Genomic DNA, 25,985 nt, shown 5'->3' on the forward strand with positions numbered 1-25,985 from the left:
GGGGCCTGCCGGTTTGGCCGCTGCAGGTTTGGCCGCAGCAGGCTTGGCCGGAGCCTTCTTCACAGCAGGCTTCTTCGCTGCTGCAGGCTTGGCAGCGGCAGGCTTGGCGGCAGGTTTTGCCGCAGCCGTTTTAGCCGCAGGCTTGGCTGCAGCCTTGGCCAGTGGCTTGGCTGCCGTTTTGCTGGCAGCAGGCTTGGCCGCGGCAGCGCGCGAAGAAACCGGCGTAACCGAAGCGCCGGTCAGCTTCTCGATCTGCTTGGTCAGGCTGTCGACCTGCTGGTGCAGGGCCTTGATCTCGTTGCGGCTTGGCACGCCAAGGCGCGAGATGGCGCTGTTCAGGCGCTTGTCGAAGGCTTCTTCGAGCTCGCTCCACTTGCCCAGGGCACGGTCTTTCACGCCGGACACACGCGAAGTGGTCGAGGACTTGGCATTTTCCGCCACGTCTTCAGCCGTTTTCTTCGCTTGCTTCTCGGCCTTCTCGCCGTCCTTCACCAACGAGTCGAACAGCTTCGGACCGTCCTGGTCGACCTTGGAATAGATACCCAGCCCCGCCAGCCAGATCTTGCGCGAGTACTTCTCGATCCCGCCGATCCAGGAGCTGCTTTCTTTGTCGGAATTCTTCTTGCCAGCCATCCTGCTCTCCTTATGGTTTGTGCGCGACACGCTCAAGCAGCTCATGCAGCTGTTCAAGCTTGATGGACAACGCTTCAACGTCATGTTTAGACGGAATGCCGAGGCGATTCAAGGCGCGACCGACCCGTGCGTCGAAAGCCTTTTCGATCTTGTCGAGTTGAACCTCGACCTTGCCACGTACACGGCTGACTTCCTGGGTAACTTCCTCGGTGGCTTCTTCGATCTGGTTGTTCGCGGCATCGAGGTCCTGTTCGATGCGCTTCTTGCCACGCTTCTCGACACCTTCACCGGCTTTTACCAGCTCCTGGAAATACTCGGAGCCTTCGTGGCCGACGCGAGCATACGCGCCAATACCGGCCAGCCAGATCTTGCGCGCATAACCGCGCACTTCGCCCAACGTACTCTGGGCGTCATCCTTTTTCTTCACATTCACTTTGGCCATGCTCTGTACCTCATGCTCATGAGTGGAGGGAGGAACCGCCCATGGAGGTTGGGCTTGGAGCATAAGGTAAAGAGGCAAATTAGAATCTTCACCCTAAGGTGTCGGCTCAGGCCAGGGCCTTGTCCAGGGCGCGCTCGATTTCGCCCTTGATGGTGCCGCTCATCATCGACAGCATCATGCCCAGCTTCAGTTCGACGCGAATGCTGTCATCGAAGATCTGCACGCTGCCATTGGCGCCACTGCGCGTCACGTCGACGCGGTCACCGCTCCAGGTGGCCTTGAGGTCGTATTCGCGGGTCAGTTTGTCCACCAGCGCCTCGGCCTTGGCACGGGCGGCTTCGCGGCCGAGGGTGTGTTTGCGTTCGACGCTGATCTGGGTCATGCGGGCAATCCTGGGTATGTAGACATAATTGACATTATGCCCGCCCCTGCCCTACGGCACACCCCGCCAAGACAAATCCGCCCGTTCGCCCTAGAATGGCGGTAATTTTTTCCGGTGAAGCGATATGAACGACCAGCGCAAAGGCGACCACGCCGAACCCACCACGCATTTTGGCTACAAGGACGTCCCCGAGAGCCAGAAGGCGAAGAAAGTCGCCGAAGTCTTCCACTCGGTGGCCGCCAAGTATGACCTGATGAATGACGTGCTTTCCGGCGGCATGCACCGCCTGTGGAAGCGCTTCACCATCGAGCTGTCGGGCGTGCGCGCCGGCAATCGGGTACTGGACATCGCCGGCGGCACAGGCGACCTGGCCGCCAAGTTCTCGCGCCTGGTCGGCCCGACCGGGCAAGTGGTACTCGCCGACATCAACGAATCGATGCTCAAGGTCGGCCGTGACCGCCTGCTCGACCGTGGCGTGGCCGGCAACATCGAGTTCGTCCAGGCCGATGCCGAGAAGCTGCCGTTCCCCGACAACCACTTCGACTGCGTGACCATCGCCTTCGGCCTGCGCAACGTCACCCACAAGGACGAAGCCATCCGTTCGATGCTGCGCGTGCTCAAGCCGGGCGGCCGCCTGCTGGTGCTGGAGTTCTCCAAGCCGACCAACAAGCTGATGTCCAAGGCCTACGACGCCTACTCGTTCGCCTTCATGCCACTGGCCGGCAAGCTGATCACCAACGACTCGGAAAGCTACCGTTACCTCGCCGAGTCGATCCGCATGCACCCTGACCAGGAAACCCTCAAGGCCATGATGGTCGATGCCGGCTTCGACCGCGTCACCTACCACAACATGACCAGCGGCATCGTCGCCGTGCACCGGGGAATCAAGCCCTGATGCTGCTGGCAGGGCTGCTCGCCAGCGTCGAACATGGCCTGAACCGCGTCCTGCGCATGGACAGCACGGCGCTGCCGCGCCTGGCCGCGCTCGAAGGCAAGGTCATCGAGATCGATTGCCGCCAGCCGGCCCTGCAGGTCTTCATCCTGCCCGATGAAGAAGGCCTGATGCTCGCCGCCCACTGGCAAGGTGAAGTCGACTGCAGCCTGCGCGCCCCTGCCGGCAGCTTGCTGCAACTGGCGGTGGCCAAGGACAAGACCGGTGTACTGCACACCCCGCAGGTCGAGCTGCATGGCGACAGTGCGGTGCTGCTCGACCTGTTCGGCGTGCTGCAGGACCTGGAGCTGGACTGGGAGCACGAGCTGCAGCGCTGGCTCGGCCCGGTCGCCACGGCGCTGCTCGCCGGCCACGTGCGCCTGCGTGCACGCTGGACCCGCCAGGGCCTGGCGCGCTTTCAGCAGAACCTGTCCGAATACCTGGCCGAAGAATCGCGCACCCTGGTGGGCAAGCGCGAAGCCGAAGCCGCCTTCAGCGAGCTCGACAGCCTGAAGGTCGATATAGAACGCCTCGAGGCGCGCCTGCAGCGCCTCTCCCGATCCCTTGATACCAGCGATAACGCATGAAGCTGCTCGCCGTCCGCCGTCTTTTCCGCATCCAGCGCGTGGTGATCCGCTACCGTCTCGATGACCTGCTGTTCGAACTGCCGCTGCCCTGGTGGCTGATGAGCCTGCGCCTGCTCATGCCCTGGCGCTGGCTGCCGCGCAAGCCCTCCGAGCTCAGCCGGGGTGAGCGCCTGCGCCTGGCCCTGCAGGACCTGGGGCCGATCTTCATCAAGTTCGGCCAGTTGCTGTCGACCCGCCGCGACCTGCTGCCCACCGACATCGCCGACGAGCTGATGCGGCTGCAGGACCGTGTGCCACCGTTCGACCCGCAAAAGGCCGTGGCGCTGATCGAGTCGCAGCTTGGCGCCAAGGTCGGCGAAGTGTTCAACCGCTTCGACGTCGAGCCACTGGCCTCGGCCTCGGTGGCCCAGGTGCATGCCGCACGCCTCAAGAGCGGCGAAGAGGTGGTGGTCAAGGTGGTGCGCCCGGGCTTGAAGCCGGTGATCGCCCAGGACCTGGCCTGGTTGTTCCTGATCGCCAAGGCCGCCGAACGGGCCTCGGCCGATGCCCGACGCCTGCACCCGGTGGAAATCGTCGGCGACTACGAAAAGACCATCTACGACGAACTCGACCTGCTCCGCGAGGCGGCCAACGCCAGCCAGCTGCGACGCAACTTCGAAGGTTCTGAGCTGATGTACGTGCCGCAGGTGTACTGGGACCATTGCCGTCCCAAGGTGCTGGTGATGGAGCGCATCTACGGCGTGCCGGTCACCGACATGGCGACCCTGGCCGACCAACGCACCGACATGAAGCTGCTGGCCGAGCGCGGTGTGGAAGTGTTCTTCACCCAAGTGTTCCGCGACAGCTTCTTCCACGCCGACATGCACCCCGGCAACATCTTCGTCAGCACTGTCAAGCCGTGGAGCCCGCAGTACATCGCCATCGACTGCGGCATCGTCGGCAGTCTCACCGCCGAAGACCAGGACTACCTGGCGCGCAACCTGATTGCCTTCTTCAAACGTGACTACCGCCGCGTCGCCCAGTTGCACATCGACTCGGGCTGGGTACCGGCGCATACCAAGGTCAACGAGTTCGAAGCGGCGATCCGCACCGTGTGCGAGCCGATCTTCGAAAAGCCGTTGAAGGACATCTCCTTCGGCCAGGTGCTGATGCGCCTGTTCCAGACCGCTCGGCGCTTCAACATGGAAGTTCAGCCGCAGTTGGTGCTGCTGCAGAAGACCCTGCTCAACATCGAAGGCCTGGGCCGTCAGCTGTACCCCGACCTCGACCTGTGGAGCACCGCCAAGCCCTTCCTGGAACGCTGGATGCGCGATCGCATGAGCCCCAAGGCCGTGCTCGGCAACATCTACAGCCAGGCCGAACAGTTGCCGCACCTGGCCGGCATGACCCGCGACCTGCTCGAACGCCTGTCGCAACCGCACCTGCAAGACCTGCCACTGCCGGAGCGGCGTCGCAACCAGGGCGACCGTTGGGCGCTGCGCCTGCTCGGCGCCGGCCTGCTCGGTGGCGGTGCGGTGCTGGCCGCGGGGGCCGCCGAAGCCGCCAGCCTGGCCGCCCCCGCCGCTTGGCCGGCGTGGCTGATGCTGGCCGCTGGCTTGTACCTGATCGTGCGCCAATAGCCAGCCGCGCTGCTGGCTGGCACACTAGCGCAAAGGGCCCGACACAGAAGCGGGCCCGGTTTTGGAGTCGACGATGAAAGACTGGCTGGACGAGATCAAGTGGAACAGCGACGGCCTGGTGCCGGCGATCGCCCAGGACCACAAGACCGGACGCGTACTGATGATGGCCTGGATGAACCGCGAGTCGCTGGCGTTGACCGCCGCCGAGCAACGCGCCATCTACTGGTCGCGTTCGCGTGGCAAGCTGTGGCGCAAGGGCGAGGAATCGGGGCATGTGCAGAAACTGCACGAAATGCGCCTGGACTGCGATGCCGATGTGATCATCCTCTGCGTCGAGCAGCTCGGCCATATCGCCTGCCATACCGGCCGTGAAAGCTGCTTCTACCGCGTCTTCGAAGACGGCCAGTGGAAAACCGTCGACCCGGTGTTGAAAGACCCGGATGCCATCTATAGCGCAGGACACTGACATGAGCGACACCCTCAACCGCCTGGCCGAAGTACTCGAAGCGCGCAAGCACGCAGCGCCCGACAGCTCCTACGTGGCCAGCCTGCACCACAAGGGCCTGAACAAGATCCTCGAGAAGCTCGGCGAAGAGTCGGTCGAGACCATCATTGCCGCCAAGGATGCCGCGGTCAGCCAGGATTACAGCGATGTCATCTATGAAACCGCCGACCTGTGGTTTCATAGCCTGGTCATGCTCAGCGCGCTGGGCCAGCATCCACAAGCCGTACTCGATGAACTGGAGCGCCGTTTCGGCCTCTCCGGGCATGATGAAAAGGCCGCACGTCAGCCGTCGGCCTGACCGAATAGCATTCTAGGAGAGCACCATGGGTATTTTTGACTGGAAACACTGGATCGTCCTGCTGGTTGTCGTGGTCCTGGTCTTCGGCACCAAGAAACTGAAGAACCTCGGCGGCGACCTGGGCGAATCGATCAAGGGCTTCCGCAAGGCCATGAACGACGAAGAAACCAAGCCGGCCGAGCAGACCCCGCCGCCTGCGCAGCCGATTCCGCCGGTACAGGCCACCCAGCAGCAAGCCGCAGCGCCGCAGGCGCAAGGCCAGACCATCGAGGGCCAGGCCCAGCCGGTCCAAGAGCCGCAGCGGAAAGACTGAGCCATGTTCGGCATCAGCTTCAGCGAACTGCTGCTCGTCGGCCTGGTGGCCCTGCTGGTGCTCGGCCCCGAGCGCCTGCCTGGCGCCGCGCGTACCGCGGGGCTGTGGATCGGCCGGTTGAAACGCAGCTTCAATGCGATCAAGACGGAGGTCGAGCGCGAAATCGGCGCCGACGACATCCGCCGCCAGCTCCACAACGAGCACATCCTGCAGATGGAGCAGGAAGCCAAGCGCATCCTCAACCCGCTGACGCCGCCTGCCCAGCCGCCTGCCACCGCGCCCACGTCAGCAACCGCAGCGCCTGCGGCGACGCCTGAACAGCCCGATCAGCCTCAACCGCCGCGAGCCCCATGAGCGAAATTCCGCAAGACGACCAGCCCATGCCGCTGGTTTCGCACCTGACCGAACTGCGCACCCGCCTGCTGCGCTGCGTGGCTGCCATCTTCCTGATCTTCGCCGGGCTGTTCTCCTTCGCCCAGCAGATCTACACCCTGGTCTCGGCCCCCCTGCGCGCGCACTTGCCGGCCAACGCGACGATGATCGCCACCGACGTGGCCTCGCCGTTCCTGACGCCGTTCAAGCTGACCATGATCGTTTCGCTGTTCCTGGCCATCCCGTTCATCCTGCAGCAGATCTGGGGTTTCATCGCGCCGGGGCTGTACCGCCACGAAAAGCGCATCGCCATCCCGCTGCTGGTGTCGAGCATCCTGTTGTTCTACGCCGGCATGGCGTTCGCCTATTTCCTGGTGTTCCCGCTGATGTTCAGCTTCTTCGCCGCCGCCACCCCGGAAGGCGTGTCGATGATGACCGACATCGCCAGCTACCTCGACTTCGTCATGACCCTGTTCTTCGCCTTCGGCGTCGCCTTCGAAATCCCGGTGGCGGTGGTGCTGCTGGTGTGGATCGGCGTGGTCGATGTGCAGTACCTGAGGAAGATGCGCCCCTACGTGATCATCGGCTGCTTCGTGGTCGGCATGATCCTTACCCCACCGGACATCTTCTCCCAGACCTTGCTCGCCGTGCCCATGTGGCTGCTGTTCGAGGTCGGCGTGCTGTGCGGCGGCCTGATCCGCAAGCGCAGCCATGACGCCGATGAAGCCACCGACGACCACAACGACCAGCCGCCTGCGACCCAACCGTGAACCTGTTGCTCCTCGAAGAGGCCGACTTCGTGTCGGCCGACCGCGTCGTCCTCGCTGACCGGCGCTTTACCCACATGCAGGAAATCCACCGCGTGGCGGTGGGTGACACGTTGCGGGTGGGCCGCATCAATGGCCTGATGGGCAGCGCCACCGTGGTGCGCCTGGAACAGCACGAAGCCGAGCTGGCAGTCGCCTTCGACCAACAGCCACCGGCCAAGCTGCCGCTGACCCTGGTGCTGGCCGTGCCGCGCCCGAAGATGCTGCGCCGGCTGTTCCAGACCGTAGCCACCCTGGGCGTGCCACGGCTGATCCTGGTCAACAGCTACAAGGTCGAGAAGAGCTTCTGGCAGACCCCGTTCCTGCAGCCGGAAGCGATCCGCGAAAACCTCATCCTCGGCCTCGAACAGGCCCGTGACACGGTGCTGCCCGAGGTGATCATCGAGAAGCGCTTCAAACCGTTCGTCGAAGACCGCCTACCGGCCATCGCCGAAGGCAGCCTTGGCCTGGTCGCTCACCCGGGCCCCTACCCCGCCTGCCCGCGTGCCGTCGATGGCCCGGTAACGCTGGCCATCGGCCCTGAAGGCGGCTGGATCCCTTACGAAGTCGAGCTGTTGGGCAAGGCAGGTCTTGCGCCTGTGCAGTTGGGCGATCGCATCCTGCGGGTGGAAACCGCAGTCACCGCGTTGCTCTCACGGATTTTCTGACAGACGGGTCAACTTTCCCCCATCAAGTTTCCCCGGCCCGAGCCGATGGCCTTGGCAACACAGCAAAATTCCGTGCTGCCAAGTTGCCGGGGAGTCGACAATGTACCAATGGGTATCCCAATCGCTGGGTAATGTGAGCGTCAATCGCAAACTGGGGCTGGGTTTCGGCCTGGTGCTCCTGCTGACCCTGGCCATCACCTTGACCGGGTGGATGGGCATGGACAGCATCATCAACCGCGGTGACAAGCTGGGCAACATCTCGGTCATCCAGCAATACACCCAGGACCTGCGCATCGCCCGGCAGCACTATGAGCGCAAGCAGGACCCCGCCTCGATCAGCGAGTTGGAGCAGGTCCTGGGCAACCTCGAACGGCAAGTGCAGCTGATGCTCGGCCAGATCGAGCAGCCCGCCGATCATCAACGCCTGCAACAGCAGCTCGAAGCCGTGCGCCTCTACCGCCAGGCCTTCAACGAGCTGAAGCAGGGCCGCGTCGAAACCGCGCTGCAGGGCATGGCCGAGCAAGGTACCGTGCTGCTGCAGACCAGCCAGGCCATGACCGCTTCGCAAACCCAGGTGCGTGACGAAGGTGCCCGCCAGGCCAAGGCCATGCTCGCCGGCGCCACGGCCCTGGCCATGTTCCTGGGCTTGCTCGCGGCCTGGGCTATCACCCGGCAGATCATCATTCCCCTGCGCCAGATCCTGGCGGCCGCCGAGCGTGTGGCCAACGGCGACCTGCGCCAGGACCTGCTGACCACCCGCCGCGACGAGCTGGGCCAGCTGCAGGCGAGCATGCAACGCATGACCCAGGGCCTGCGCGAGCTGATCGGCGGCATCGGCGATGGCGTCACCCAGATCGCCAGCGCTGCCGAAGAACTGTCGGCGGTCACCGAGCAGACCAGTGCCGGGGTCAACAACCAGAAGGTCGAGACCGATCAGGTGGCCACGGCGATGAACGAAATGGCCGCCACCGTGCATGAGGTGGCGCGCAATGCCGAACAGGCCTCCGAGGCGGCGTTGATGGCCGACCAGCAGGCCCGTGAAGGCGATCGCGTGGTCGGCGAGGCGGTGGCGCAGATCGAGCGCCTGGCCAACGAGGTGGTCAACTCCAGCGAAGCGATGAACCAGCTCAAGGCCGAGAGCGACAAGATCGGCAGCGTGCTCGATGTGATCAAGTCGGTGGCTCAGCAAACCAACCTGCTGGCCCTCAATGCCGCTATCGAGGCGGCCCGTGCCGGCGAGGCAGGCCGCGGCTTCGCCGTGGTGGCGGATGAGGTGCGCAGCCTGGCCCAGCGCACCCAGCAGTCCACCGAAGAGATCGAGGAACTGATTGCCGGCCTGCAGAGCGGTACCCAGCGCGTAGCCAGCGTGATGGACGCCAGCCGCCAGCTCACCGACAGCAGTGTCGAGCTGACCCGCCGTGCGGGGACTTCGCTGGATACCATTACCCGCACGGTGTCGTCGATCCAGGCGATGAACCAGCAGATCGCCACGGCGGCGGAGCAGCAGAGCGCCACGGCCGAGGAGATCAACCGTAGCGTGATGAATGTGCGGGATATTTCCGACCAGACGTCGGCGGCGAGCGAGGAGACGGCCAGCTCCAGCATCGAGCTGGCGCGGCTGGGGACGCATTTGCAGGGGTTGGTGGGGCGGTTCAGGCTCTGATTTTACTGTACCGTCCCCTTCGCGGGACAAGCCCGCTCCCACAGGTACCGCGCACACCATGAGGCTGGTGGTGTACCTGTGGGAGCGGGCTTGTCCCGCGAAGGGGACGACGCGGTTACAGCACTTGACGCAGGAAGGCCTGGGCCCGCGGATCTCTAGGCGAATCGAAGAACGCCACCGGCGCCGAATCTTCCAGCAGCTTGCCGTGATCGAAGAACAGCACGCGGTCCGCCACTTCCCGGGCAAAGCCCATTTCGTGGGTCACGCAGACCATGGTCATGCCTTCCTGGGCCAGGGTCTTCATCACATCCAGCACCTCGCCGACCATTTCCGGGTCCAGCGCCGAGGTCGGCTCGTCGAACAGCATCACCTTCGGGTCCATGGCCAGGGCACGGGCGATCGCCACCCGCTGCTGCTGGCCGCCGGACAGGCGCGACGGGAACTCGTTGGCCTTCTGCGAAATACCCACCTTCTCCAGCAACGCACGGGCCTTGGCCTCGCGGTCGGCCTTGCTGCGCTTGCGCACGACCTTCTGCGCCAGGCACAGGTTCTCCAGCACGGTCATGTGCGGGAACAGGTTGAAGTGCTGGAACACCATGCCGACTTCACGGCGGTAGGCGTTGATGTCGGTCTTCGGGTCGTCCAGGCGCAGGCCGTCGATGGCCACATGGCCCTCGTCGAAATGCTCCAGGCCGTTGAGGCAGCGCAGGAAGGTCGACTTGCCCGAACCGGACGGGCCGAGCACCACCACCACTTCGCCCTTGGCCACCTGCGTGGTGACGTTATCCACCGCGCGCACCACATGGCCACGGGTGTCGAAGACTTTCAGCAGGTCACGGACTTCAATCACTTTGCGCAAGCCTCCGCTCGAGCCGGCTGGCCATGTGCGACAGCGGCAGGTTGATCAGCAGGTACAGGCCTGCCACGCAGAACCAGATCTCGAAGGTCGAGAACGAGGTGGTGATGGCCTCGCGGCCACTCTTGGTCAGTTCGGTGATGGCGATCACCGACACCAGCGAAGTGTCCTTGACCAGGCTGATGAACTGCCCGGCCAGCGGCGGCAGCACACGCTTGAACGCCTGGGGCAGGATCACATGGCGCATCGACTGGCCGGCATTCAGGCCCAGGGAGCGAGCAGCCTCGTTCTGGCCCTTGGCAATCGACTGCACGCCGGCACGCACGATTTCCGCCACGTAGGCACCGGTGAACAGTGCCAGCGCCGCCACGCCGGCAAACTCGCGGGAGAGATTGAGCACGGTGCCGATGAAGAAGTAGAAGATGAAGATCTGCACCAGCAATGGCGTGCCACGCACCAGTTCGACATACACCGTCGACAGGTCGCGCAGCGTCGGGTTGTTGGAAAGCCGGCACAACCCGGCGAACAGACCGATCACCAGGCCCAGCGCCCCGGAAACCACCGAGATCCACAAGGTCGTCCACAGGCCCCACGCCAGCGGCCCGGCAGCCCAGTGGCGGGTCACGCCGACCTGGTCGCCTTCGGAGACGTCGTCGCCGCGGCTCAGTTGCAGGCTGTCCTTGGCAACGTCGAGTACTTGCTCGTCGCCGTTTTCGTCCTTCAGCGTGACACGCGCGTTGTCACCGGAAACGACGATGTCCTGCACGGTGCCGTAACCGGCCGCACGCTGCGCTTCCTCGGCCTTGTAGGCGAAGTATTGCGGCACGCGGTTCCAGCGCCACTCGTAGGAAATCATCGAAGTGGCCATGTACAGGCTGAACGCCAGGCCCACCAGGACCAGCGCGGTCAGCGCATGCCAGGGCCACTGGGCTTTCTTGTGTTTGATCACGTGGGTACTTCCGTAAATGCGAACGCGCAGGGTTTGCCTGCGCGTCGGGGTCAAAGCCTGGGCTGGTGGCCTGGGCCTTATTCCATTTCCTTCAGCCAGTCCTTGTTCTTGAACCACTTGTCGTGGATACGATCGTAGGTCCCGTCATGCTTGATCTGGTGCAGGAAGTTGTTGATGAAGTTGATGCTGTCGTAGTCGCCCTTCTTCAGGCCGAAGGCCAGCGGCTCGTAGGTGAAGGGTTCTTCGAGGAACAGCAGCTTGCCAGCGCCGGCCTTGTCCACTGCCACCACGTTGTACGGCGCGTCGTAGACGAAGGCGTCAGCCTTGCCGTTGACCACGTCCATCACCGCTTCCTGCTCGTTGTCGTAGCCGTGGTACTGGGCTTTGGCGATCAACTTCTTGGAAACCATCTCGCCGGTGGTGCCGAGCTTGGAGGTGATGCGGTACTTCTCGTTGTTCAGGTCCTTGTACGACTTGATCTCGCCCGCCAGTTCCTTGCGGATCAGCAGGGTCTGGCCGACCACGATGAAGGGTTCGCTGAAGTTCAGGCGCAGGTTGCGTTCCTGGGTCAGGGTCATACCGCTGCCGATGATGTCGAACTTGTCGGTCAGCAGGGCCGGGATGATGCCGTCGTAGGCAGTGGAAACGGCCTCGAACTTGACGCCCATGGACTTGGCCATGGCCTTGAGGATATCGACCTCGAAGCCGATGATCTCGCCGCGCTTGTTGGTCATCTGGAACGGCATGTAGGTTGGGTCCATGCCCACCCGCAGGGTGCCACGCTTGACCGCGTCGTCGATGGCGCCGGCCTGGGCGGAAGCGACCGCGACCAGCGCGGTGACGCCGACCAGCAGGCGCGAAAGGTATTTCTTCATCATCACCAAGTCCCCTAGCAAGAAAAGTAGCGAATCTTATCGTTGGCACGGCCGTACCGGCCGGCGTGTTTTATCGGAGAAGGATGCTAACGCATGGCGGCTCCGGGACCTAGAGCCGGGGGGGACTTTGTTGGCCAAAAATCGACAGTATGGCCCCTGAAAAGCTTCGCGGGACAAGCCCGCTCCCACAGGAGTGACGCTCAACCTGTGGGAGCGGGCTTGTCCCGCGAATGCGATCGATCAGGCGCCGACGAGTGCCGGTTGGCCTTCACTCTCCGGATGCAGCGGCAGCAACGGCGAATGCGGGTCGTTGTCGATCGAAGCGCGCCACACGTCGATCCAGGCAGAATGGTGCCCCGCCCAGACCTGCTCGTGCAGGCGTGCCAGGGCCACCGGATCGCTCAGCAAGGCCAGGCGAGTATTGAGATCCAGCCCTTGCGGCCCGACCTCCAGCGCCTTGGCCACACGCTCGGCGCGCAGCGCTTCGATGGCTGCTGCCTGACCATGACGAGCAGTGGCCATGGCGCAAGCCAGGGCGTTCTGCCGCGGGTCGACCACGGCCCGCACGAAGCCGTCGTGCAGGGCATGCCAACGGTTTTCATGGGTGTACTGGTCGGTTGCCAGCAGCTCCTGCGGCGTGGCGTATTCCTCGGGAATCAGGAACAGCTTCTCGTCCTTGGCCGCCAGACCCAGGCGGGTGCGGCTGGAAATCACCGAAACCGGGATCGACAGCACCAGCGAACCCACGATCGGCGCCAGCCACCACAGGAAGCTCGGGTTCAGCCAGGCGACCAACCCGGCCCAGGCAAAGCCCAGCAGGGTCTGCGGGCCATGGCGACGCACCGCCTCGCTCCACGGGGTGGAGTCGTCGTCACGCTGTGGCGAATTCCAGGTCGCGGCCCAGCCGAGGAACGCCGCCAGCACGAAGCGGGTGTGGAAAATCATCCGCACCGGCGCCAGCAACATGGAGAACAGCATCTCCATCAGCATGGACAAGGTGACCTTGAGGCGTCCGCCGTATTCGACCGCGCCCTTGGCCCAGATCAGCACGATACTGAGCAGCTTGGGCAGGAACAGCAGCACGATGGTGGTGGAGAACAGCGCAACCGCCTTCTCCGGGTGCCACTGCGGCCACAGCGGGTAGAGCTGGTACGGCTCGATGAAGTACTGCGGCTCCATCAGCGTGTTGGTCGCCAGCAGCGCGGTCGACAGCACCAGGAACAGGAACCACAGCGGCGCCGACAGGTACGACATGACCCCGGTGAGGAACACCGCACGGTGCACCGGGTGCATGCCCTTGACCAGGAACAGGCGGAAGTTCATCAGGTTGCCGTGGCACCAGCGGCGGTCGCGCTTGAGCTCGTCGAGCAAGTTCGGCGGCAGCTCTTCGTAGCTTCCCGGCAGGTCGTAGGCGATCCACACGCCCCAGCCGGCACGGCGCATCAGCGCAGCTTCGACGAAGTCGTGGGAGAGGATGGCCCCGGCGAACGCGCCCTTGCCCGGCAACGGCGCCAGGGCGCAGTGCTCGATGAACGGCTTCATGCGAATGATCGCGTTGTGGCCCCAGTAATGCGACTCGCCCAACTGCCAGAAGTGCAGGCCGGCGGTGAACAGCGGGCCGTACACGCGGGTAGCGAACTGCTGCATGCGCGCATACAGGGTGTCCATGCCCGAGGCCTTCGGCCCGGTCTGGATGATGCCGGCGTCCGGGTTGGCCTCCATCAGGCGCACCAGGCTGCTCAGGCACTCGCCACTCATCACGCTGTCGGCGTCGAGCACGACCATGTACTTGTACTCGCCACCCCAGCGACGGCAGAAGTCGTCGAGGTTGCCGCTCTTGCGCTTCACGCGGCGGCGACGGCGGCGGTAGAAGATGCGGCCGAAGCCCTTGGTCTCGCGGCACACGTCCAGCCAGGCCTGTTGCTCGGCCACGGCGATGTCGGTGTCGTTGGTGTCGCTGAGCACGAAGAAGTCGAAGTGGTCGAGGTTGCCGCTGGCCGCCACCGACTCGAAGGTGGCGCGCAAACCTGCGAACACCCGCGGCACGTCTTCGTTGCAGATCGGCATCACCAACGCGGTGCGGGCCTCGCGTGCAATCGGCTCGTTGCCGGCGCTGCTGCCCGAAATCTTGTACTTGTCACGCCCGGTGAGCAGCTCCAGGAAGCCCATCAGCGCGGTCCAGAAGCCCGCCGACACCCAGCAGAAGAGGATACCGAAGAGAATCAGGATGGACGTCTGCAAGGCATACGGCCAGACCTGCACCACGGTGTCCCAGAGCGGCTGGTTGACCACCTCGGCGAGGTCGACGAACGACCAGCCCTGGTACGGCAGGATGCCCTTCATGTACCAGCCGGCGACGATGGTCTGGCCGATCATCAGGGTCAGCAGGATATAACGACGGATCGAGCCGACCGTGCGCCAGCGCGCCTTGGGCAGCTCGCGCTGGGCCGGCTGCGGGGCGTTGGGACGGCCTGTCATGCGCCGCCACATGCGGATCAGCACGTTGGTGCGCCATGGCTCGGGAACGACCTTGGTGCGCTTGATCGGCGGGGCGATCTTCAGGCACAGGCGGCCGCTGCCGTCGACGCCGAGCATTTCGGCATCTTCCAGCTCGGCGGCGCTGCCTACGGTCAGGCGCGAGCCCACCGAGGCCTGTACGGCCTCGGTGGAATCGGCGGCCGGTTTGGCCGCCAGGCGTTGGTGCAGCTCACCGAACGACGTGCAGCTGGCGAGTTCCGCACGCTGTTCGTCGCTCAGTGGGAGATGGGCCAGGTACTCGCCAAGCGATTCCGGCCTTGCGCTTGAGTTACTCATCGGCAGGCAACTGATAGCTCCAGGTCTCGGTCAGCACTTTTTCCGTGGTGGCCGGGGTCCCGTTGGTGGACGCCGCATCGGCGGCTGGTTGTTCGGCCTTGGCTGGCTCCTGCGCCTTGGCAGTTTTCTCGTGCTTGGCGTGCTTGGCAGCGGCCTTGTCCTGCTTGCTGTCCTGGGCAGGCTTGGCCGGCTCGACCGGTACGTCACGTACCAGCGCGGCGCGCATCTCGGTGGCCTTGTTGGCTTCCTTGACCTTCAAACGCAGGGTCAGGCGCCAGCCTTTGGTCTCCGGGTTATAGCGCAGATTGTTCTCAACCACCTCGGCGTTGTCGCCAACGCTGATCTGGCTGCGCACGGCGGTGTCTTCCGGCAGCGCGGCCAATGCCGGGCCGGCGAAGTCGACCAGGAAGGCAACGCTGCCGTCCGGCTGGCGGATCAGGTTGGACTGCTTGACGTCACCGGTGGAACGCAGGGTCTGCTTGACCCAGCCCAGGTCCGTCGCCTGGAACTTCGGCTCGTCGATGGTCCAGTGCAGGCGGTAGGCGTACTCCACAGGCTTGCCTGGCTCCGGCAGTGTCTCCGGGCTCCAGAAGGCAACGATGTTGTCGTTGGTCTCGTCGGCGGTCGGGATCTCGACCAGGTCGACGGTGCCTTTGCCCCAGTCGCCCTTAGGCTCGATCCAGGCGCTCGGGCGCTTCTGGTAGTTGTCGTCGAGGTCTTCGTAGTCGCTGAAGGCGCGCTGACGCTGCATCAGGCCGAAACCACGCGGGTTCTCGACGCTGAAGTTGCTCACAGCCAGGTGTTTCGGGTTGTTCAGCGGGCGCCACAGCCACTCGCCGTTGGCGGCGTGGATCGACAGGCCTTCGGAATCGTGCAGGGCCGGACGGTAGTTCAGGACTTTCGACGGCTGGTTCGGGCCGAACAGGTACATGCTGGTCAGCGGGGCGATGCCCAGGCGGCTGACGTGGTCACGCAGGAACACGCGGGACTGCACGTCGACCACGGTGTCGCTGCCCGGACGCAGGATCAGCTTGTAGGCGCCGGTGGAACGTGGCGAGTCCAGCAGGGCGTAGATCACCAGGTGCTTGTCGGCAGGCTTGGGCTTCTCTACCCAGAATTCGGTGAAGCGCGGGAATTCCTCGCCGGACGGCAGTGCGGTGTCGATCGCCAGGCCACGGGCCGACAGGCCGTACACATGGCCCTTGCCGACCACGCGGAAGTAGCTGGCGCCCAGCAGGGTCATGATCTCGTCCTGCTTGTCGGCCTTGTTGATCGGGTAGAGCACGCGGAAACCGGCGTAACCCAGGTTCTTGGTGGTTTCCGGGTCGTGCGGCACGTCACCGAACTCGAAGCGGCTCGGGTCGTACTTGATTTCCTCGACCGTGGAGGCAGTGACTTCGTTGATCTTCACCGGCGTGTCGAAGTGCATGCCCTGATGGTAGAAGGACAGCTTGAACGGGGTCTTGTCCTTCGCCCACTCGGCCTTTTCCTGCAGGAAGTGAATCTTCTGGTAGTCGGCGAACTTCATGTCGCGGAAGACTGCCGGCAGATTGCTTTTCGGTGCTTCGTACTTCTGGCCGGCCAGATCCTTTGCCTTGGCTGCAACATCGTCAAGATTGAATGCCCACAGCTGGCCCGCGCTCATCAGGCCAACCAGTGCGACACTGGCCATCAGGGCCTTGCGCAGCCGAGTGCCGGGGATACTTGATGCTTTTTGGGGACTTACAATCACGAGCAACCCTCGCCGAAAACAGATCATGAAACCAACGGCCAGCGACAAATGCCGGGTTGGCGAGCACTGTTCGGACCCCGTGAGGGCGTAATGATTCCCCAAACGGATCCAGACAATGCTCGAGTCAGAGTGAAACGAACCTGCGAACGCAGGTTCATGCAGCGCGCGATTATCCAGCACGTCGCGTTACAACGCATCAGGCAGAACCAACTATTTATCGTACAAAACCCCTTGTTTTCCTATAAACAAGGGGTTTTTTTACCTCATATTTGTAACAGAAATGTCACCGGGCCATCATTGACCAGGTGCACCTGCATGTCCGCACCGAATTGCCCGCTTGCCACAGCAGGGTGCTGGCCCTGGGCTTGCTGCAACAGGTAGTCGAACAACTCGGCGCCCAGTGCCGGCGGCGCGGCTGTCGAGAAGCCCGGGCGCATGCCGCTGCGGGTATCGGCAGCCAGGGTGAACTGGGACACCAGCAGCAAGCCGCCGCCGACATCCTTGAGCGACAGGTTCATCTTGCCCTGCTCGTCACTGAACACACGATAGTTGAGCAACTTGTGCAACAGCTTATCGGCATGCTCGCGCGTATCTTCAGGCTCGACCGCCACCAGCACCAGCAGGCCCTGGTCGATGGCGCCGACGATTTCCCCCGCCACCTCTACCCGCGCGCCGCGCACGCGTTGCAACAGCCCCTTCATGCTTCTTCCAGGGGCAGGTCGAGCAAGCGCCGGGCCATCTGGTCGGCGGCACGGACCAGGGCATCGGTGATACCCGGCTCGGAGGCGGCGTGCCCGGCGTCGCGGATCACCTTCAGTTCGCTGTTCGGCCAGGCCTGGTGCAACGCCCAGGCGTTTTCCAGCGGGCAGATCACATCGTAACGACCATGCACGATCACCGCCGGCAGGTGGGCGATCTTGGGCATGTCGCGGATCAGCTGGTCCGGCTCGAGGAAGGCATCGTTCATGAAGTAGTGGCATTCGATGCGCGCGATCGACAAGGCCCGCTGCGGCTCGGAGAAGCGGTCGACCACCAGCGGGTTGGGACGCAGGGTGGCGGTACGGCCTTCCCAGGTAGACCAGGCCTTGGCGGCATGCATCTGGGCGATCTGGTCGTTGCCGGTCAGGCGCTTGTGGAAGGCCTTGACCAGGTCACAGCGCTCTTCTGGCGGAATCGGTGCGATGTAGTCCTGCCAGTAGTCGGGGAACAGGCGGCTGGCGCCCTCCTGGTAGAACCACCGAATCTCCTGCGGCCGGCACAGGAAGATGCCGCGCAGGATCAGGCCATGCACGCGCTCGGGGTGGGTCTGGGCGTAGGCCAGGGCCAGGGTCGAACCCCACGAGCCACCGAACAGCACCCACTTGTCGATCCCCAGGTGCTTGCGGATACGTTCCAGGTCTTCGACCAGGTGCCAGGTGGTGTTGTTTTCCAGGCTCGCATGGGGCGTGGAGCGGCCACAGCCGCGCTGGTCGAAGGTGATGATGCGGTACAGGTTGGGGTCGAAGTAGCAACGGCTCTGGGCATCACAGCCCGCGCCTGGGCCACCGTGGATGAACACCACCGGCAGACCTTCGGGCGAACCGCTCTCGTCGACATACAGCACATGCGGCGCTTCCACGGCCAGATCGTGCCGGGCGTAGGGTTTGATCTGCGGGTAGAGGGTCTGCATTGCGCACTCCGTGTGAGGATATTGACTGCCGTTGGGCATCATAAACCTGAATTGCGCTTTGAGCATGTCTCTGTGGCGAGATCATGTTATGTGCCCGGCGCGGGTGGGGGTCCCTAGCATCGGCGTTTTTCCGCCGAGGCCCCCGTAATGACCACCAACCCCGCCCCCACCACCGCACAGGTCCCCCATGCCCAGAAACTGATCATGGACAAAGTGCCTGCCTGGCTGACCAGTGCCACACCTGAAACCCTCAAAGAGATGCGCACCCTGCTGCGCACGCCCGACCGCCAGTTCGCCAGGGCCTGCGCCGAGAAGCCGGCAACCGCTCGCCACCTGGCCGACGACCACCAGGCCTATCGCGCGGCGCTTGGCGGCATGCACACACTGCTCGCAGCACTGCCCGACTTGCAGCACTTCGCCGCGCAGCGGCTCGGTTCGGCAATCAAGGCGCGCTTCGACCTGGACCTGGATGTCACCCGGACCTACCTGTTCAATGCCAGCAAGGCCGCAGCGTTCCAGGCAAGCATGGCTGCCGACCCCATCATCGACGCACAAAGGGCCTTCAAGCTTGCGACCCAGTCCTTGCTGCACTGTGCCCTGCAGAACTTCGAAGCCGATGAAGCCCAGCCGGGCGGGATGGACACTGACACACTGCAGTCGGTGGTCCTCGACAGCGACGCCTTCCTGGGCCCCCTCCCCAGCGGAAACGTTGTCCAGATACGCCCTGATGCCTTCGCGGCGCTGGTCCGTGAACTCGACATCGGCGGCCAGTACAACGCTTCGGTCGATGCCTTGTACGGCGAGCCGAACCAACCGATTTTCAACAAAGCCGAACACTGCGCTTTCCGTCTGGCAGTCCATCGGGCCTATCTAGGCGACATGATCGACGCATCCCTCCACGCAGCCCTGCTGACGCTCGTCGATGAAGGCCAGGCCGAGCATGCAAGCGGCTACATTCGCTGCGCATTCCTCAAGCTGTTCGACATCCCCCTCACCGGCGCGCTGGTAATCGGCGTAGTGCCTTCTCCGGAACAGTTGCTGTGGTATGACGCGACCCTGCTTCCCTTCAAGCAGCTACTGGTGACCTACCTGCCAGGCGCCCCCACGCCCCTTAAGGCGCACCCGTCGGTGCATGCGGTGCAGGCCTACCTGCGCGACCAGTTGTGGGCAATGGAGGCTGGCCACCTGCAACAGGCCGTGCCCGCGCGCGACAGTGCCACGTTCATGGAGAAACTGCAGGACTGCCTGCAACCCGTGGACATGACCACGTTCACGGCACTGCCAGGGCATCAGGGGGGGCAGGTCCGGCGTGTTCGCGACCCGGACGCCTGGGTGCCGGTGACGCTGCAGCCCTTGAACCTGCCATTGCTTGACGCGCTGGTCAGCCAGAAGCAGCAGCGGGCCCGCGACGATGCGCAGTTCCATGCGGTCCCCACGGCACTGGAAGATCAGAAAAGCGCAGCGAAACGGCGGGCCTATTTCGAGCAACTGGGGCTCATCGCACTCAACATCGGCGCCTTCTTCGTCCCCGGCCTGGGCCAGGTGATGCTCGGCCTGTCGGCCATACAGCTGAGCTATGAGGTATTCGAGGGAATCGAGAGTTGGGCAGACGGCGATCAGGCCCAGGCGCTCGGCTACCTGATGGACGTCGTGGACAACATCGCCCTCATGGCTGCACTCGGGGCAGCAGGTGCCGGCAACGGCACACCTGTCACCGAACACATACCGGTGGAAACCCCGTCGTTCATCGAAGAACTCGAACCTGTCACGCTGCCCAACGGCGATTCACGCCTGTGGCTGCCCGACCTGCGGCCATTCGCCCACGACACCGTGCTGCCCGCAGGCCTGGAGCCGGATGAATTCGGCCTGTACCACCACGAAGGCAAGACCTGGCTCGCACTGGAAGACAAAATCTATTCACTGAAAAAGCCCGCGGACAACGACCTGTTCAGCCTCGTCCATCCCACCAGGCCATTGAGCTATGAACCACCCCTGCGCCACAACGGCGCTGGCGCCTGGCTGCACCCGCTGGACAACCCCGAACAGTGGCAGGAACTGGCGCTGTTCCGCCGCGCCGGCCATCTCAATGCGAAATTCGACGATGAAACCGCGTTGCGTATCCTGCGCGTGAGCGACACCCGCGAAGAAGTCTTGCGCCAGGTGCTGAGTGAAAGCCAGCGACTACCTGGGCAACTGCAAGACACGATGGTGCGCTTCGCCCTGTACCAGGAACTTGACCCGGCCGAGCCCGACCTGGCCCACACGGTGTTCGAGAAACGCTACCAGGCGCTGCCCGCGCCTCAGTTGCCCGGCGCCGAATTGATCCATTATCGCTACCCGCAACTTCCCCCCGCCGTCACCGAAGAGTTGCTGCGCAACATCACGGCAAGCGATCAGGCCGAGCTGCTGGGCGGCACGGTGCCCAGGCGCCTTGCCGAAGAAATCCGACTGCTCCAGCAACAGGTACGGCTCAATCGCGCCTACGAAGGGCTCTATCTGCCTAGCGTGCGCAACTGGGATAGCGACCTGCTGGTGTTGCACAGCCTCGAACACCTGCGCGGCTGGCCGGCCGACCTGCACATTACCCTGGAGCAACGCCTGAACTCGCCGAGCCAGCGTGGCAGTATCGGGCCCGCAGAGGCGCCGCAGCGCAAAACTATCGTCAGCGCCCGGACCGGTTACCTGGTAACGGACGATGCCAGCCCTGACCAGACGCTGGTCGCCCATGGCTCCCTGTATGGGGCGCTTTTCGATGCACTTACCCAAACGCAACGCGAGGCACTGGCTGTCCAGGATGCGCAGGCGCTCGAAGCTTCGGTGCTGGATCTGCCACTGCTGCCGCGCTCCGCCTTGAGGAAGGTACTGGCAATGCAGGACATCGGTCCGGGCTTTCGTTCGCCGATGCGCCTGGCCAATGGACGTATCGGTTACCCACTGGGTGGCACCCGCCCCCGGGTATCGAGCATTTCCCGGCAATCGCTGCTCAGTGCGATCAGGCAGATTGGCCTGCACACGCCGGTTACTCGCCCTGCCGATCAGACCTTGGCACACCTGGAAAACAGGCACATGACGCGCGCGGCGATAAATGACCTGCTCCAAGGCCTGCTGGAGCAACGCAACCAGTTGCAGAGCCGCCTGACCAGTTGGCGACACCTGGCGGAACGTATGCCCCACCAGAGCCCGGATGACTTCGAGCGGTTGCTGAGCGCGATATCACAGCATTGGTACGACCACGCGTTCGCCTCGACGACCGAGACTGCCGCGCCCCTGCGCCTCGAACACCTGTCGCTGCTCGACTTCCCGCTCGACCTGCCCGAATTCTTCACCGCTGGCATTACCGACCTGCAACTGATCGATACGTCGCCAGCGCAGTTCGAAGGCTGGAATCAGCATGCCGGGCAGTTGAACCACCTGCTTCGGCAATTCCCCAACCTGAGGGCACTGCACATCAGCCGCCCTTATCGGGCAGAGGCAGCGCCCTCGCCTTTCCTGTTCAGCCTGCCGTTGATTGCACAGCACTTGCCCGCGCTCGAATCACTCGCCCTCACCCACCAGAACATCTCGCTGTCCACGACCGATATCGACAGCCTGGCTACCCTGCCTGGCCTGCGCCGGCTGGACCTGAGCGGTAATCGACTCTCCGAAGAGTATCCACCGGCCTTCAACGAACTGAGGCTGGATTACCTCGGGCTCGATGACATGCATCTGGACCATTGGCCCGGCGGGCTGGGCCACAATGCCATCGTGCAGACAGGCCATATTTCCCTGCGCAACAACCGGATCAGGGTTTTACCGCGCCTGCTCATGAGTAACCGGATCAATGTCGCCGATCATGCCCAGCTTTCATTGCAGGGCAATCCACTCTTCGATGACGACATGCGGCGAGTACTGCTCAATGAAGACGGGCGTGCAGCGCGCTTCGAAATGGACCAGACCGCCGAATTCCGACAGCAAATCGCCCTTGCGCTGGAACAGCGTCAGCAGTTGCGTGACGCCATCGACAACTATGTGAATGCGTCCAGCTCGACCACCCTGCTCAGCCAGGCGGTACTGACCAGCAGAATGCGGATTGCAACGGCATTGACCGACTTCTGGCACGACCAGGAAATAGGCCTGACCCGTTCGCCTCTGCGCCTGACAGGCATTTCTCTGGAGCAGTTTCCGGCACACTTGCCCGACTTCTTCATGGGCCAGGTCCACAACCTCACGCTTGAGCGTGTGAGCGGTTCGACCGCCCAACTGAGCACGCTGCTCGCCCGCTTCCCGCAAGTCAGGCGCCTGACCATCGAAGACCATCAGCAGGCACAACAGACATTGCCTTCGGCACTGCTGCGCCTGCCGAACCTGACCGAACTGGCATTGCGCAACTGCGAGCTGCAGATCGACCAGGACATCCTCGACACACTGGCGCAACTGCTCCACCTCGATACGCTGGACCTGAGTGGCAATCGGATGGGCGAGATCAGCACGACACCCCAGGCGCTGCAATCGCTACGACGGCTGGACCTGAACCAGATGCGCCTGAGGCAGTGGCCGGCGTGGGTCGACAGCCTGCTACCCCTGGAAATGCTGGACCTTAGCGAAAATCGCCTGACCGACCTGCCCCCGCATATCCTGGCCAACCTCGATAACGACCTGCCCATCAGTTCGATCCTGCTGCTGGGCAACCCGCTGACGGACGATGCGTTCTACCGTGCCCGAGCGTCGTCGGACAGCCAGCGCAGCTTTACTTTCGCCATGGATGCACCCGGCTCCTGGGACGAAAGCGAATGGCTCGGCCATTTCCACGCGCCGCTGCTCGACACCATCGACGACCGCCCCAGCCTCGACGACTGGCTGCTGGCTTCGGAGGTCGAGAACGAAGCACTGCGTGACACCTGGAAGGAACTTGAAGACTCAGGCACGGCCAACGACCTGCTGCTGTTGCTGGGCCGCCTGAAGAACACCGGCACCTATCGGGATGCCAGCAACCGCAGGAAGCTCTGCGAGCGGGTGCGCAAGGTGCTGGTGCATACCTTGGTCAACCCCGACGAGCGGGCGGCGATCAACATCCAGGCCAGCGAAGCGCTGACTCGGGAAAACGGCAGTCAGACGTGCCACGACGGCGTCCTGACAGTGTTCCAGGGCCTTGAAGACCACATCGAGAACGAACGTTCGCAGATCGACGCAGCAGACAGCGAAGCCAACCTGTACCGGCACGTGCGCCGCCTGTACCGCGTGCAGGCAGTGGATAAGGTGGCCAGGAGCGAAACGGGCGACAGGGACCAAGCCGAAGTCCGCCTGACCTACCGCCGCGAGCTGAATGTCCCGCTGGAGCTCGGCCTGCCCGAGGAGCGCCTGCTCTATGCGGTGAATCTCGGCATCGAAGAACGGACCGATGCCGAGTTGCAGGTTCAGCTTGGCGAGCTCGGCGAAGAATTCTTGCACTTTGCCGAGGGCAATGAGCTTTGGGTTTCCTACCTGCGTCGTACCCATGCCCAATGGTTCGCCGACATCGAGCGCAGCTACCAGCAACAGGTCGCTGAGCTGCCGGATCAGTACCCGGACAGGTCAATCGATTCGCTCAGCGCCGAGTTTGAAGCACTGGCGCGGAGCAAGAAGGCGCGTGAGTCACGCCTGATCCGGGAGCTCACATCCTTCGCGAACCCTGATCGCAAACCACGCGCTTCGAGCAACTGATCCCCCTATACGACAGCGGCGCAGCCTTTGGCCAAGGCTGCGCCGCTGTCGTTTCAGCTCTCAGGCCGAATACTGCTCACGCCCCCAGGCCAGCATGGCCGCGAGCAGATTGCGCAGCACCGCCTGGGTGGGCTGGGCGAGGTCTTCGCGATAAGCGAATGGCTCGGTTTCTTCCATATAGGTGCTTTGTGCCAGCTCCAGCTGCACGGCATGCACGTGCGCGGCCGGTTGGCCGTAGTGGCGCGTGATGTGGCCGCCCTTGAAACGCCCGTTCAGCACATGGCTGTAGTCGCTCGCTTCGGCGCAGACGCCCTGCAGCCGCTCGGCCAGCCGAGGGTCGCAGCTGGCACCGTTGAAGGTGCCGAGGTTGAAGTCCGGCAGCTTGCCGTCGAACAGGTGCGGGATGTGCGAGCGGATCGAGTGGGCATCCCACAGCAGCGCATAGCCGAACTGCTCGCGCAGGCGCCGCAGCTCGTTGCGCAGGGTGTCGTGGTAAGGCCGCCAGATCTGTTCCAGGTAGAGGGCGCGCTCCTGCGCCGAGGGCACCTGCCCCTCCTTGAACAGTGGTTCGCCCTCGAACAACGTGGCCGGGTACAGCCCCGTGGTCGCGCCGACATACAACGGCTGGTCGTCTTCCGGCCGGTTCAGGTCGATGACGAAACGCGAGTACTCTGCCGCCACCACACTGGCGCCCAGCTCACGGGCGAAATCGTAGAGGCGCGGGATGTGCCAGTCGGTATCGGGCAGACTGCGCGCCGCGTCGACCAGGCCATCCTGCACAGCAGGGGTCAGTTTCAGCCCCGCATGGGGCATGCTGATCAACAGGGGCAAATGGCCCTGGTGAAAACTCAGTACCTTGTCCATCTTGCCTCGCTCAGTTGGAAATCTCGTGACCCTTGCGCACCACACGCTTGGGCAGGTCGCCGCCCAGCCAGTAGGCCAGGTCGGCAGGGCGTTCGATGTGCCAGGCGACGAAGTCTGCAACCTTGCCGGCTTCCAGCGAACCATGGCTGTCGCCCAGGCCCAGCGCGGTGGCGGCATGCACGGTGACACCGGCCAAGGCCTCTTCCGGGGTCATGCGGAACAACGTGCAGGCCATGTTCAGCATCAGCCGCAACGACAGCCCCGGAGAGGTCCCGGGGTTGAGGTCGCTGGCCAGGGCGATCTTCACGCGGTGACGGCGCAACACCTCCATCGGTGGCAACTGGGTTTCGCGCAGGAAGTAGAAGGCGCCCGGCAGCAGCACGGCGACGGTGCCTGCTTGCGCCATGGCAATGGCATCTTCCTCGGTCATGAACTCCAGGTGATCAGCGGACAACGCCTGATAACGTGCCGCCAGGCTGGAGCCGTGCAGCGATGACAGCTGCTCGGCATGCAGCTTGACCGGCAGCCCCAGTTCACGCGCCTTGATGAACAGCCGCTCGACCTGCGCGGGGGAAAACGCCAGGTGCTCGCAGAAGGCATCGACCGCGTCCACCAGCCCTTCGTCGGCCAGCGCCGGGAGCATTTCGTCGCAGATGTGGGCGATGTAGTCGTCTGGTCGACCGGCATATTCCGGCGGCAAGGCATGTGCGGCCAGGCAGGTGGCGCGCACCGCCAGCGGCAGCTCGTCGGCCAGGCGCCGCGCCACGCGCAGCATCTTGCGTTCGTTGGCCAGGTCCAGGCCGTAGCCGGACTTGATCTCGATCGTGGTTACGCCATCGCGCATCAGCGCCTGCACGCGCTGGCGGGCGCTGGCGAACAGTTCATCCTCGCTGGACGCGCGGGTGGCGCGTACGGTACTGGCGATGCCACCGCCCTGGGCGGCGATTTCGGCATAGCTCACGCCCTGCAGGCGCTGTTCGAACTCGCCGCTGCGGTTGCCGCCGAACACCGCGTGGGTGTGGCAGTCGATCAGGCCTGGCGTGACCCAGGCGCCATTGAGGTCGACCGTGCGGGCGATTTCCAGCTCAGGCAGATCGGCACGCGGGCCGATCCATTCGATCAGGCCGGCGTTGCTGACGATGGCGGCGTCTTCGATGGCCGAGTAGCTACCTTGGGCCATGGTTGCCGCGTGGCAGTTTTGCCAAAGGGTTCTCATACACAAACTCCGATGTTCAGTATGGGGCCGTAACTGTCGTGCACAGCTTCGAGAAGTTGATGCTATCCCTGTGGGAGCGGGCTTGTCCCGCGAACACCGGCGAAGCCGGTGC

The 25,985-nt window shown here is 63.9% G+C and carries 23 protein-coding genes; 11 read left to right on the forward strand and 12 right to left on the reverse strand.

Annotation, left to right across the window (positions count from 1 at the left end; all coding sequences use genetic code 11):
- From PMI38_RS16465 to PMI38_RS16475, 3 genes are all read right to left on the reverse strand, one after another.
- The coding region (locus tag PMI38_RS16465) for a phasin family protein (RefSeq protein ID WP_008096116.1) at nucleotides 1-633 on the reverse strand (633 nt) is incomplete at its 3' end.
- Between the two features lie 10 nt (nucleotides 634-643).
- Entirely contained in the window at nucleotides 644-1,075 is a 432-nt protein-coding gene (locus tag PMI38_RS16470; RefSeq protein ID WP_008096118.1) for a phasin family protein, read from the reverse strand.
- Nucleotides 1,076-1,181: 106 nt separating this feature from the next.
- Nucleotides 1,182-1,457 (reverse strand): polyhydroxyalkanoic acid system family protein, encoded by a 276-nt coding sequence (locus PMI38_RS16475; RefSeq protein WP_008096120.1) that lies wholly within the window; start codon nucleotides 1,455-1,457, stop codon nucleotides 1,182-1,184.
- A 124-nt stretch (nucleotides 1,458-1,581) separates the two neighbouring features.
- Here PMI38_RS16475 and ubiE point away from each other — a divergent pair, with 124 nt between their 5' ends.
- The 10 genes from ubiE (at nucleotide 1,582) to PMI38_RS16525 (ending at nucleotide 9,219) form a co-directional block, all read left to right on the forward strand.
- Nucleotides 1,582-2,352 (forward strand): bifunctional demethylmenaquinone methyltransferase/2-methoxy-6-polyprenyl-1,4-benzoquinol methylase UbiE, encoded by a 771-nt coding sequence (ubiE, locus tag PMI38_RS16480; RefSeq protein WP_008096122.1) that lies wholly within the window; start codon nucleotides 1,582-1,584, stop codon nucleotides 2,350-2,352.
- Nucleotides 2,352-2,975, forward strand: a complete 624-nt coding sequence (locus tag PMI38_RS16485; RefSeq protein WP_008096123.1) for a ubiquinone biosynthesis accessory factor UbiJ — start codon at nucleotides 2,352-2,354, stop codon at nucleotides 2,973-2,975. The genes ubiE and PMI38_RS16485 overlap by 1 nt, the downstream gene beginning before the upstream one ends.
- Nucleotides 2,972-4,594 (forward strand): ubiquinone biosynthesis regulatory protein kinase UbiB, encoded by a 1,623-nt coding sequence (gene ubiB / locus PMI38_RS16490; protein WP_008096125.1) that lies wholly within the window; start codon nucleotides 2,972-2,974, stop codon nucleotides 4,592-4,594. Before PMI38_RS16485 ends, ubiB begins: the two co-directional genes overlap by 4 nt.
- A gap of 73 nt (nucleotides 4,595-4,667) precedes the next feature.
- Nucleotides 4,668-5,060 (forward strand): phosphoribosyl-AMP cyclohydrolase, encoded by a 393-nt coding sequence (gene hisI, locus PMI38_RS16495; RefSeq protein WP_008096127.1) that lies wholly within the window; start codon nucleotides 4,668-4,670, stop codon nucleotides 5,058-5,060.
- A 1-nt stretch (nucleotide 5,061) separates the two neighbouring features.
- Nucleotides 5,062-5,397: a phosphoribosyl-ATP diphosphatase gene (locus PMI38_RS16500; RefSeq protein WP_008096129.1), complete on the forward strand. Its 336-nt coding sequence runs from the start codon at nucleotides 5,062-5,064 to the stop codon at nucleotides 5,395-5,397.
- Nucleotides 5,398-5,422: 25 nt separating this feature from the next.
- Entirely contained in the window at nucleotides 5,423-5,710 is a 288-nt protein-coding gene (locus PMI38_RS16505) for a twin-arginine translocase TatA/TatE family subunit (RefSeq protein WP_008096131.1), read from the forward strand.
- A 3-nt stretch (nucleotides 5,711-5,713) separates the two neighbouring features.
- Nucleotides 5,714-6,064 (forward strand): Sec-independent protein translocase protein TatB, encoded by a 351-nt coding sequence (gene tatB, locus PMI38_RS16510; protein ID WP_008096133.1) that lies wholly within the window; start codon nucleotides 5,714-5,716, stop codon nucleotides 6,062-6,064.
- A complete protein-coding gene (gene tatC / locus PMI38_RS16515; RefSeq protein ID WP_008096135.1) occupies nucleotides 6,061-6,852 on the forward strand; it encodes a twin-arginine translocase subunit TatC in 792 nt (263 codons plus the stop codon). Before tatB ends, tatC begins: the two co-directional genes overlap by 4 nt.
- Nucleotides 6,849-7,556: a 16S rRNA (uracil(1498)-N(3))-methyltransferase gene (locus PMI38_RS16520; RefSeq protein WP_008096136.1), complete on the forward strand. Its 708-nt coding sequence runs from the start codon at nucleotides 6,849-6,851 to the stop codon at nucleotides 7,554-7,556. The genes tatC and PMI38_RS16520 overlap by 4 nt, the downstream gene beginning before the upstream one ends.
- Nucleotides 7,557-7,656: 100 nt before the next feature.
- A complete protein-coding gene (locus tag PMI38_RS16525) occupies nucleotides 7,657-9,219 on the forward strand; it encodes a methyl-accepting chemotaxis protein (protein WP_008096137.1) in 1,563 nt (520 codons plus the stop codon).
- 115 nt (nucleotides 9,220-9,334) lie between these two features.
- On the opposite strand, the gene PMI38_RS16530 is transcribed toward PMI38_RS16525, so the two are convergent.
- From PMI38_RS16530 to pip, 7 genes are all read right to left on the reverse strand, one after another.
- On the reverse strand, nucleotides 9,335-10,069 hold the full coding sequence (locus PMI38_RS16530; RefSeq protein ID WP_008096138.1) for an amino acid ABC transporter ATP-binding protein: 735 nt from the start codon (nucleotides 10,067-10,069) through the stop codon (nucleotides 9,335-9,337).
- On the reverse strand, nucleotides 10,062-11,024 hold the full coding sequence (locus tag PMI38_RS16535) for an amino acid ABC transporter permease (RefSeq protein ID WP_008096139.1): 963 nt from the start codon (nucleotides 11,022-11,024) through the stop codon (nucleotides 10,062-10,064). Before PMI38_RS16535 ends, PMI38_RS16530 begins: the two co-directional genes overlap by 8 nt.
- Before the next feature lie 77 nt (nucleotides 11,025-11,101).
- Nucleotides 11,102-11,899, reverse strand: a complete 798-nt coding sequence (locus PMI38_RS16540; protein ID WP_016395368.1) for a transporter substrate-binding domain-containing protein — start codon at nucleotides 11,897-11,899, stop codon at nucleotides 11,102-11,104.
- A gap of 240 nt (nucleotides 11,900-12,139) precedes the next feature.
- Nucleotides 12,140-14,713, reverse strand: coding sequence for a glucans biosynthesis glucosyltransferase MdoH (mdoH, locus tag PMI38_RS16545; RefSeq protein WP_008096144.1), 2,574 nt, complete (start codon nucleotides 14,711-14,713; stop codon nucleotides 12,140-12,142).
- Nucleotides 14,706-16,445 carry a glucan biosynthesis protein G gene (locus PMI38_RS16550; protein WP_008096146.1) on the reverse strand — a complete coding sequence of 580 codons (1,740 nt, stop codon included), beginning with the start codon at nucleotides 16,443-16,445 and terminating at the stop codon, nucleotides 14,706-14,708. The genes mdoH and PMI38_RS16550 overlap by 8 nt, the downstream gene beginning before the upstream one ends.
- Before the next feature lie 263 nt (nucleotides 16,446-16,708).
- Nucleotides 16,709-17,146, reverse strand: a complete 438-nt coding sequence (dtd, locus tag PMI38_RS16555; RefSeq protein WP_008096148.1) for a D-aminoacyl-tRNA deacylase — start codon at nucleotides 17,144-17,146, stop codon at nucleotides 16,709-16,711.
- Nucleotides 17,143-18,114, reverse strand: a complete 972-nt coding sequence (gene pip / locus PMI38_RS16560) for a prolyl aminopeptidase (RefSeq protein WP_008096150.1) — start codon at nucleotides 18,112-18,114, stop codon at nucleotides 17,143-17,145. Before pip ends, dtd begins: the two co-directional genes overlap by 4 nt.
- A 147-nt stretch (nucleotides 18,115-18,261) precedes the next feature.
- Here pip and PMI38_RS16565 point away from each other — a divergent pair, with 147 nt between their 5' ends.
- Entirely contained in the window at nucleotides 18,262-23,793 is a 5,532-nt protein-coding gene (locus tag PMI38_RS16565) for a dermonecrotic toxin domain-containing protein (protein WP_008096152.1), read from the forward strand.
- A 60-nt stretch (nucleotides 23,794-23,853) separates the two neighbouring features.
- Here the strand turns inward: PMI38_RS16565 and hutG are convergent, their stop codons facing one another.
- Entirely contained in the window at nucleotides 23,854-24,657 is an 804-nt protein-coding gene (hutG, locus tag PMI38_RS16570; RefSeq protein WP_008096153.1) for an N-formylglutamate deformylase, read from the reverse strand.
- Between the two features lie 10 nt (nucleotides 24,658-24,667).
- Nucleotides 24,668-25,873, reverse strand: a complete 1,206-nt coding sequence (gene hutI / locus PMI38_RS16575) for an imidazolonepropionase (protein WP_008096155.1) — start codon at nucleotides 25,871-25,873, stop codon at nucleotides 24,668-24,670.
- Between the last annotated feature and the right edge of the window lie 112 nt (nucleotides 25,874-25,985).

The sequence above is a fragment of the Pseudomonas sp. GM84 genome, assembly GCF_000282535.1.
In the GTDB taxonomy this organism is placed as follows: Bacteria; Pseudomonadota; Gammaproteobacteria; order Pseudomonadales; family Pseudomonadaceae; genus Aquipseudomonas.

Coding starts and splice junctions, on each gene's coding strand:
- PMI38_RS16525 (WP_008096137.1), top strand. CDS start 7,657: ATGTACCAATGGGTATCCCAATCGCTGGGTAATGTGAGCGTCAATCGC.
- pip (WP_008096150.1), bottom strand. CDS start 18,114: ATGCAGACCCTCTACCCGCAGATCAAACCCTACGCCCGGCACGATCTG.
- hutG (WP_008096153.1), bottom strand. CDS start 24,657: ATGGACAAGGTACTGAGTTTTCACCAGGGCCATTTGCCCCTGTTGATC.
- tatB (WP_008096133.1), top strand. CDS start 5,714: ATGTTCGGCATCAGCTTCAGCGAACTGCTGCTCGTCGGCCTGGTGGCC.
- hisI (WP_008096127.1), top strand. CDS start 4,668: ATGAAAGACTGGCTGGACGAGATCAAGTGGAACAGCGACGGCCTGGTG.
- dtd (WP_008096148.1), bottom strand. CDS start 17,146: ATGAAGGGGCTGTTGCAACGCGTGCGCGGCGCGCGGGTAGAGGTGGCG.
- mdoH (WP_008096144.1), bottom strand. CDS start 14,713: ATGAGTAACTCAAGCGCAAGGCCGGAATCGCTTGGCGAGTACCTGGCC.
- PMI38_RS16505 (WP_008096131.1), top strand. CDS start 5,423: ATGGGTATTTTTGACTGGAAACACTGGATCGTCCTGCTGGTTGTCGTG.
- PMI38_RS16540 (WP_016395368.1), bottom strand. CDS start 11,899: ATGAAGAAATACCTTTCGCGCCTGCTGGTCGGCGTCACCGCGCTGGTC.
- hutI (WP_008096155.1), bottom strand. CDS start 25,873: ATGAGAACCCTTTGGCAAAACTGCCACGCGGCAACCATGGCCCAAGGT.
- ubiE (WP_008096122.1), top strand. CDS start 1,582: ATGAACGACCAGCGCAAAGGCGACCACGCCGAACCCACCACGCATTTT.
- PMI38_RS16485 (WP_008096123.1), top strand. CDS start 2,352: ATGCTGCTGGCAGGGCTGCTCGCCAGCGTCGAACATGGCCTGAACCGC.
- tatC (WP_008096135.1), top strand. CDS start 6,061: ATGAGCGAAATTCCGCAAGACGACCAGCCCATGCCGCTGGTTTCGCAC.
- ubiB (WP_008096125.1), top strand. CDS start 2,972: ATGAAGCTGCTCGCCGTCCGCCGTCTTTTCCGCATCCAGCGCGTGGTG.
- PMI38_RS16500 (WP_008096129.1), top strand. CDS start 5,062: ATGAGCGACACCCTCAACCGCCTGGCCGAAGTACTCGAAGCGCGCAAG.
- PMI38_RS16475 (WP_008096120.1), bottom strand. CDS start 1,457: ATGACCCAGATCAGCGTCGAACGCAAACACACCCTCGGCCGCGAAGCC.
- PMI38_RS16470 (WP_008096118.1), bottom strand. CDS start 1,075: ATGGCCAAAGTGAATGTGAAGAAAAAGGATGACGCCCAGAGTACGTTG.
- PMI38_RS16565 (WP_008096152.1), top strand. CDS start 18,262: ATGACCACCAACCCCGCCCCCACCACCGCACAGGTCCCCCATGCCCAG.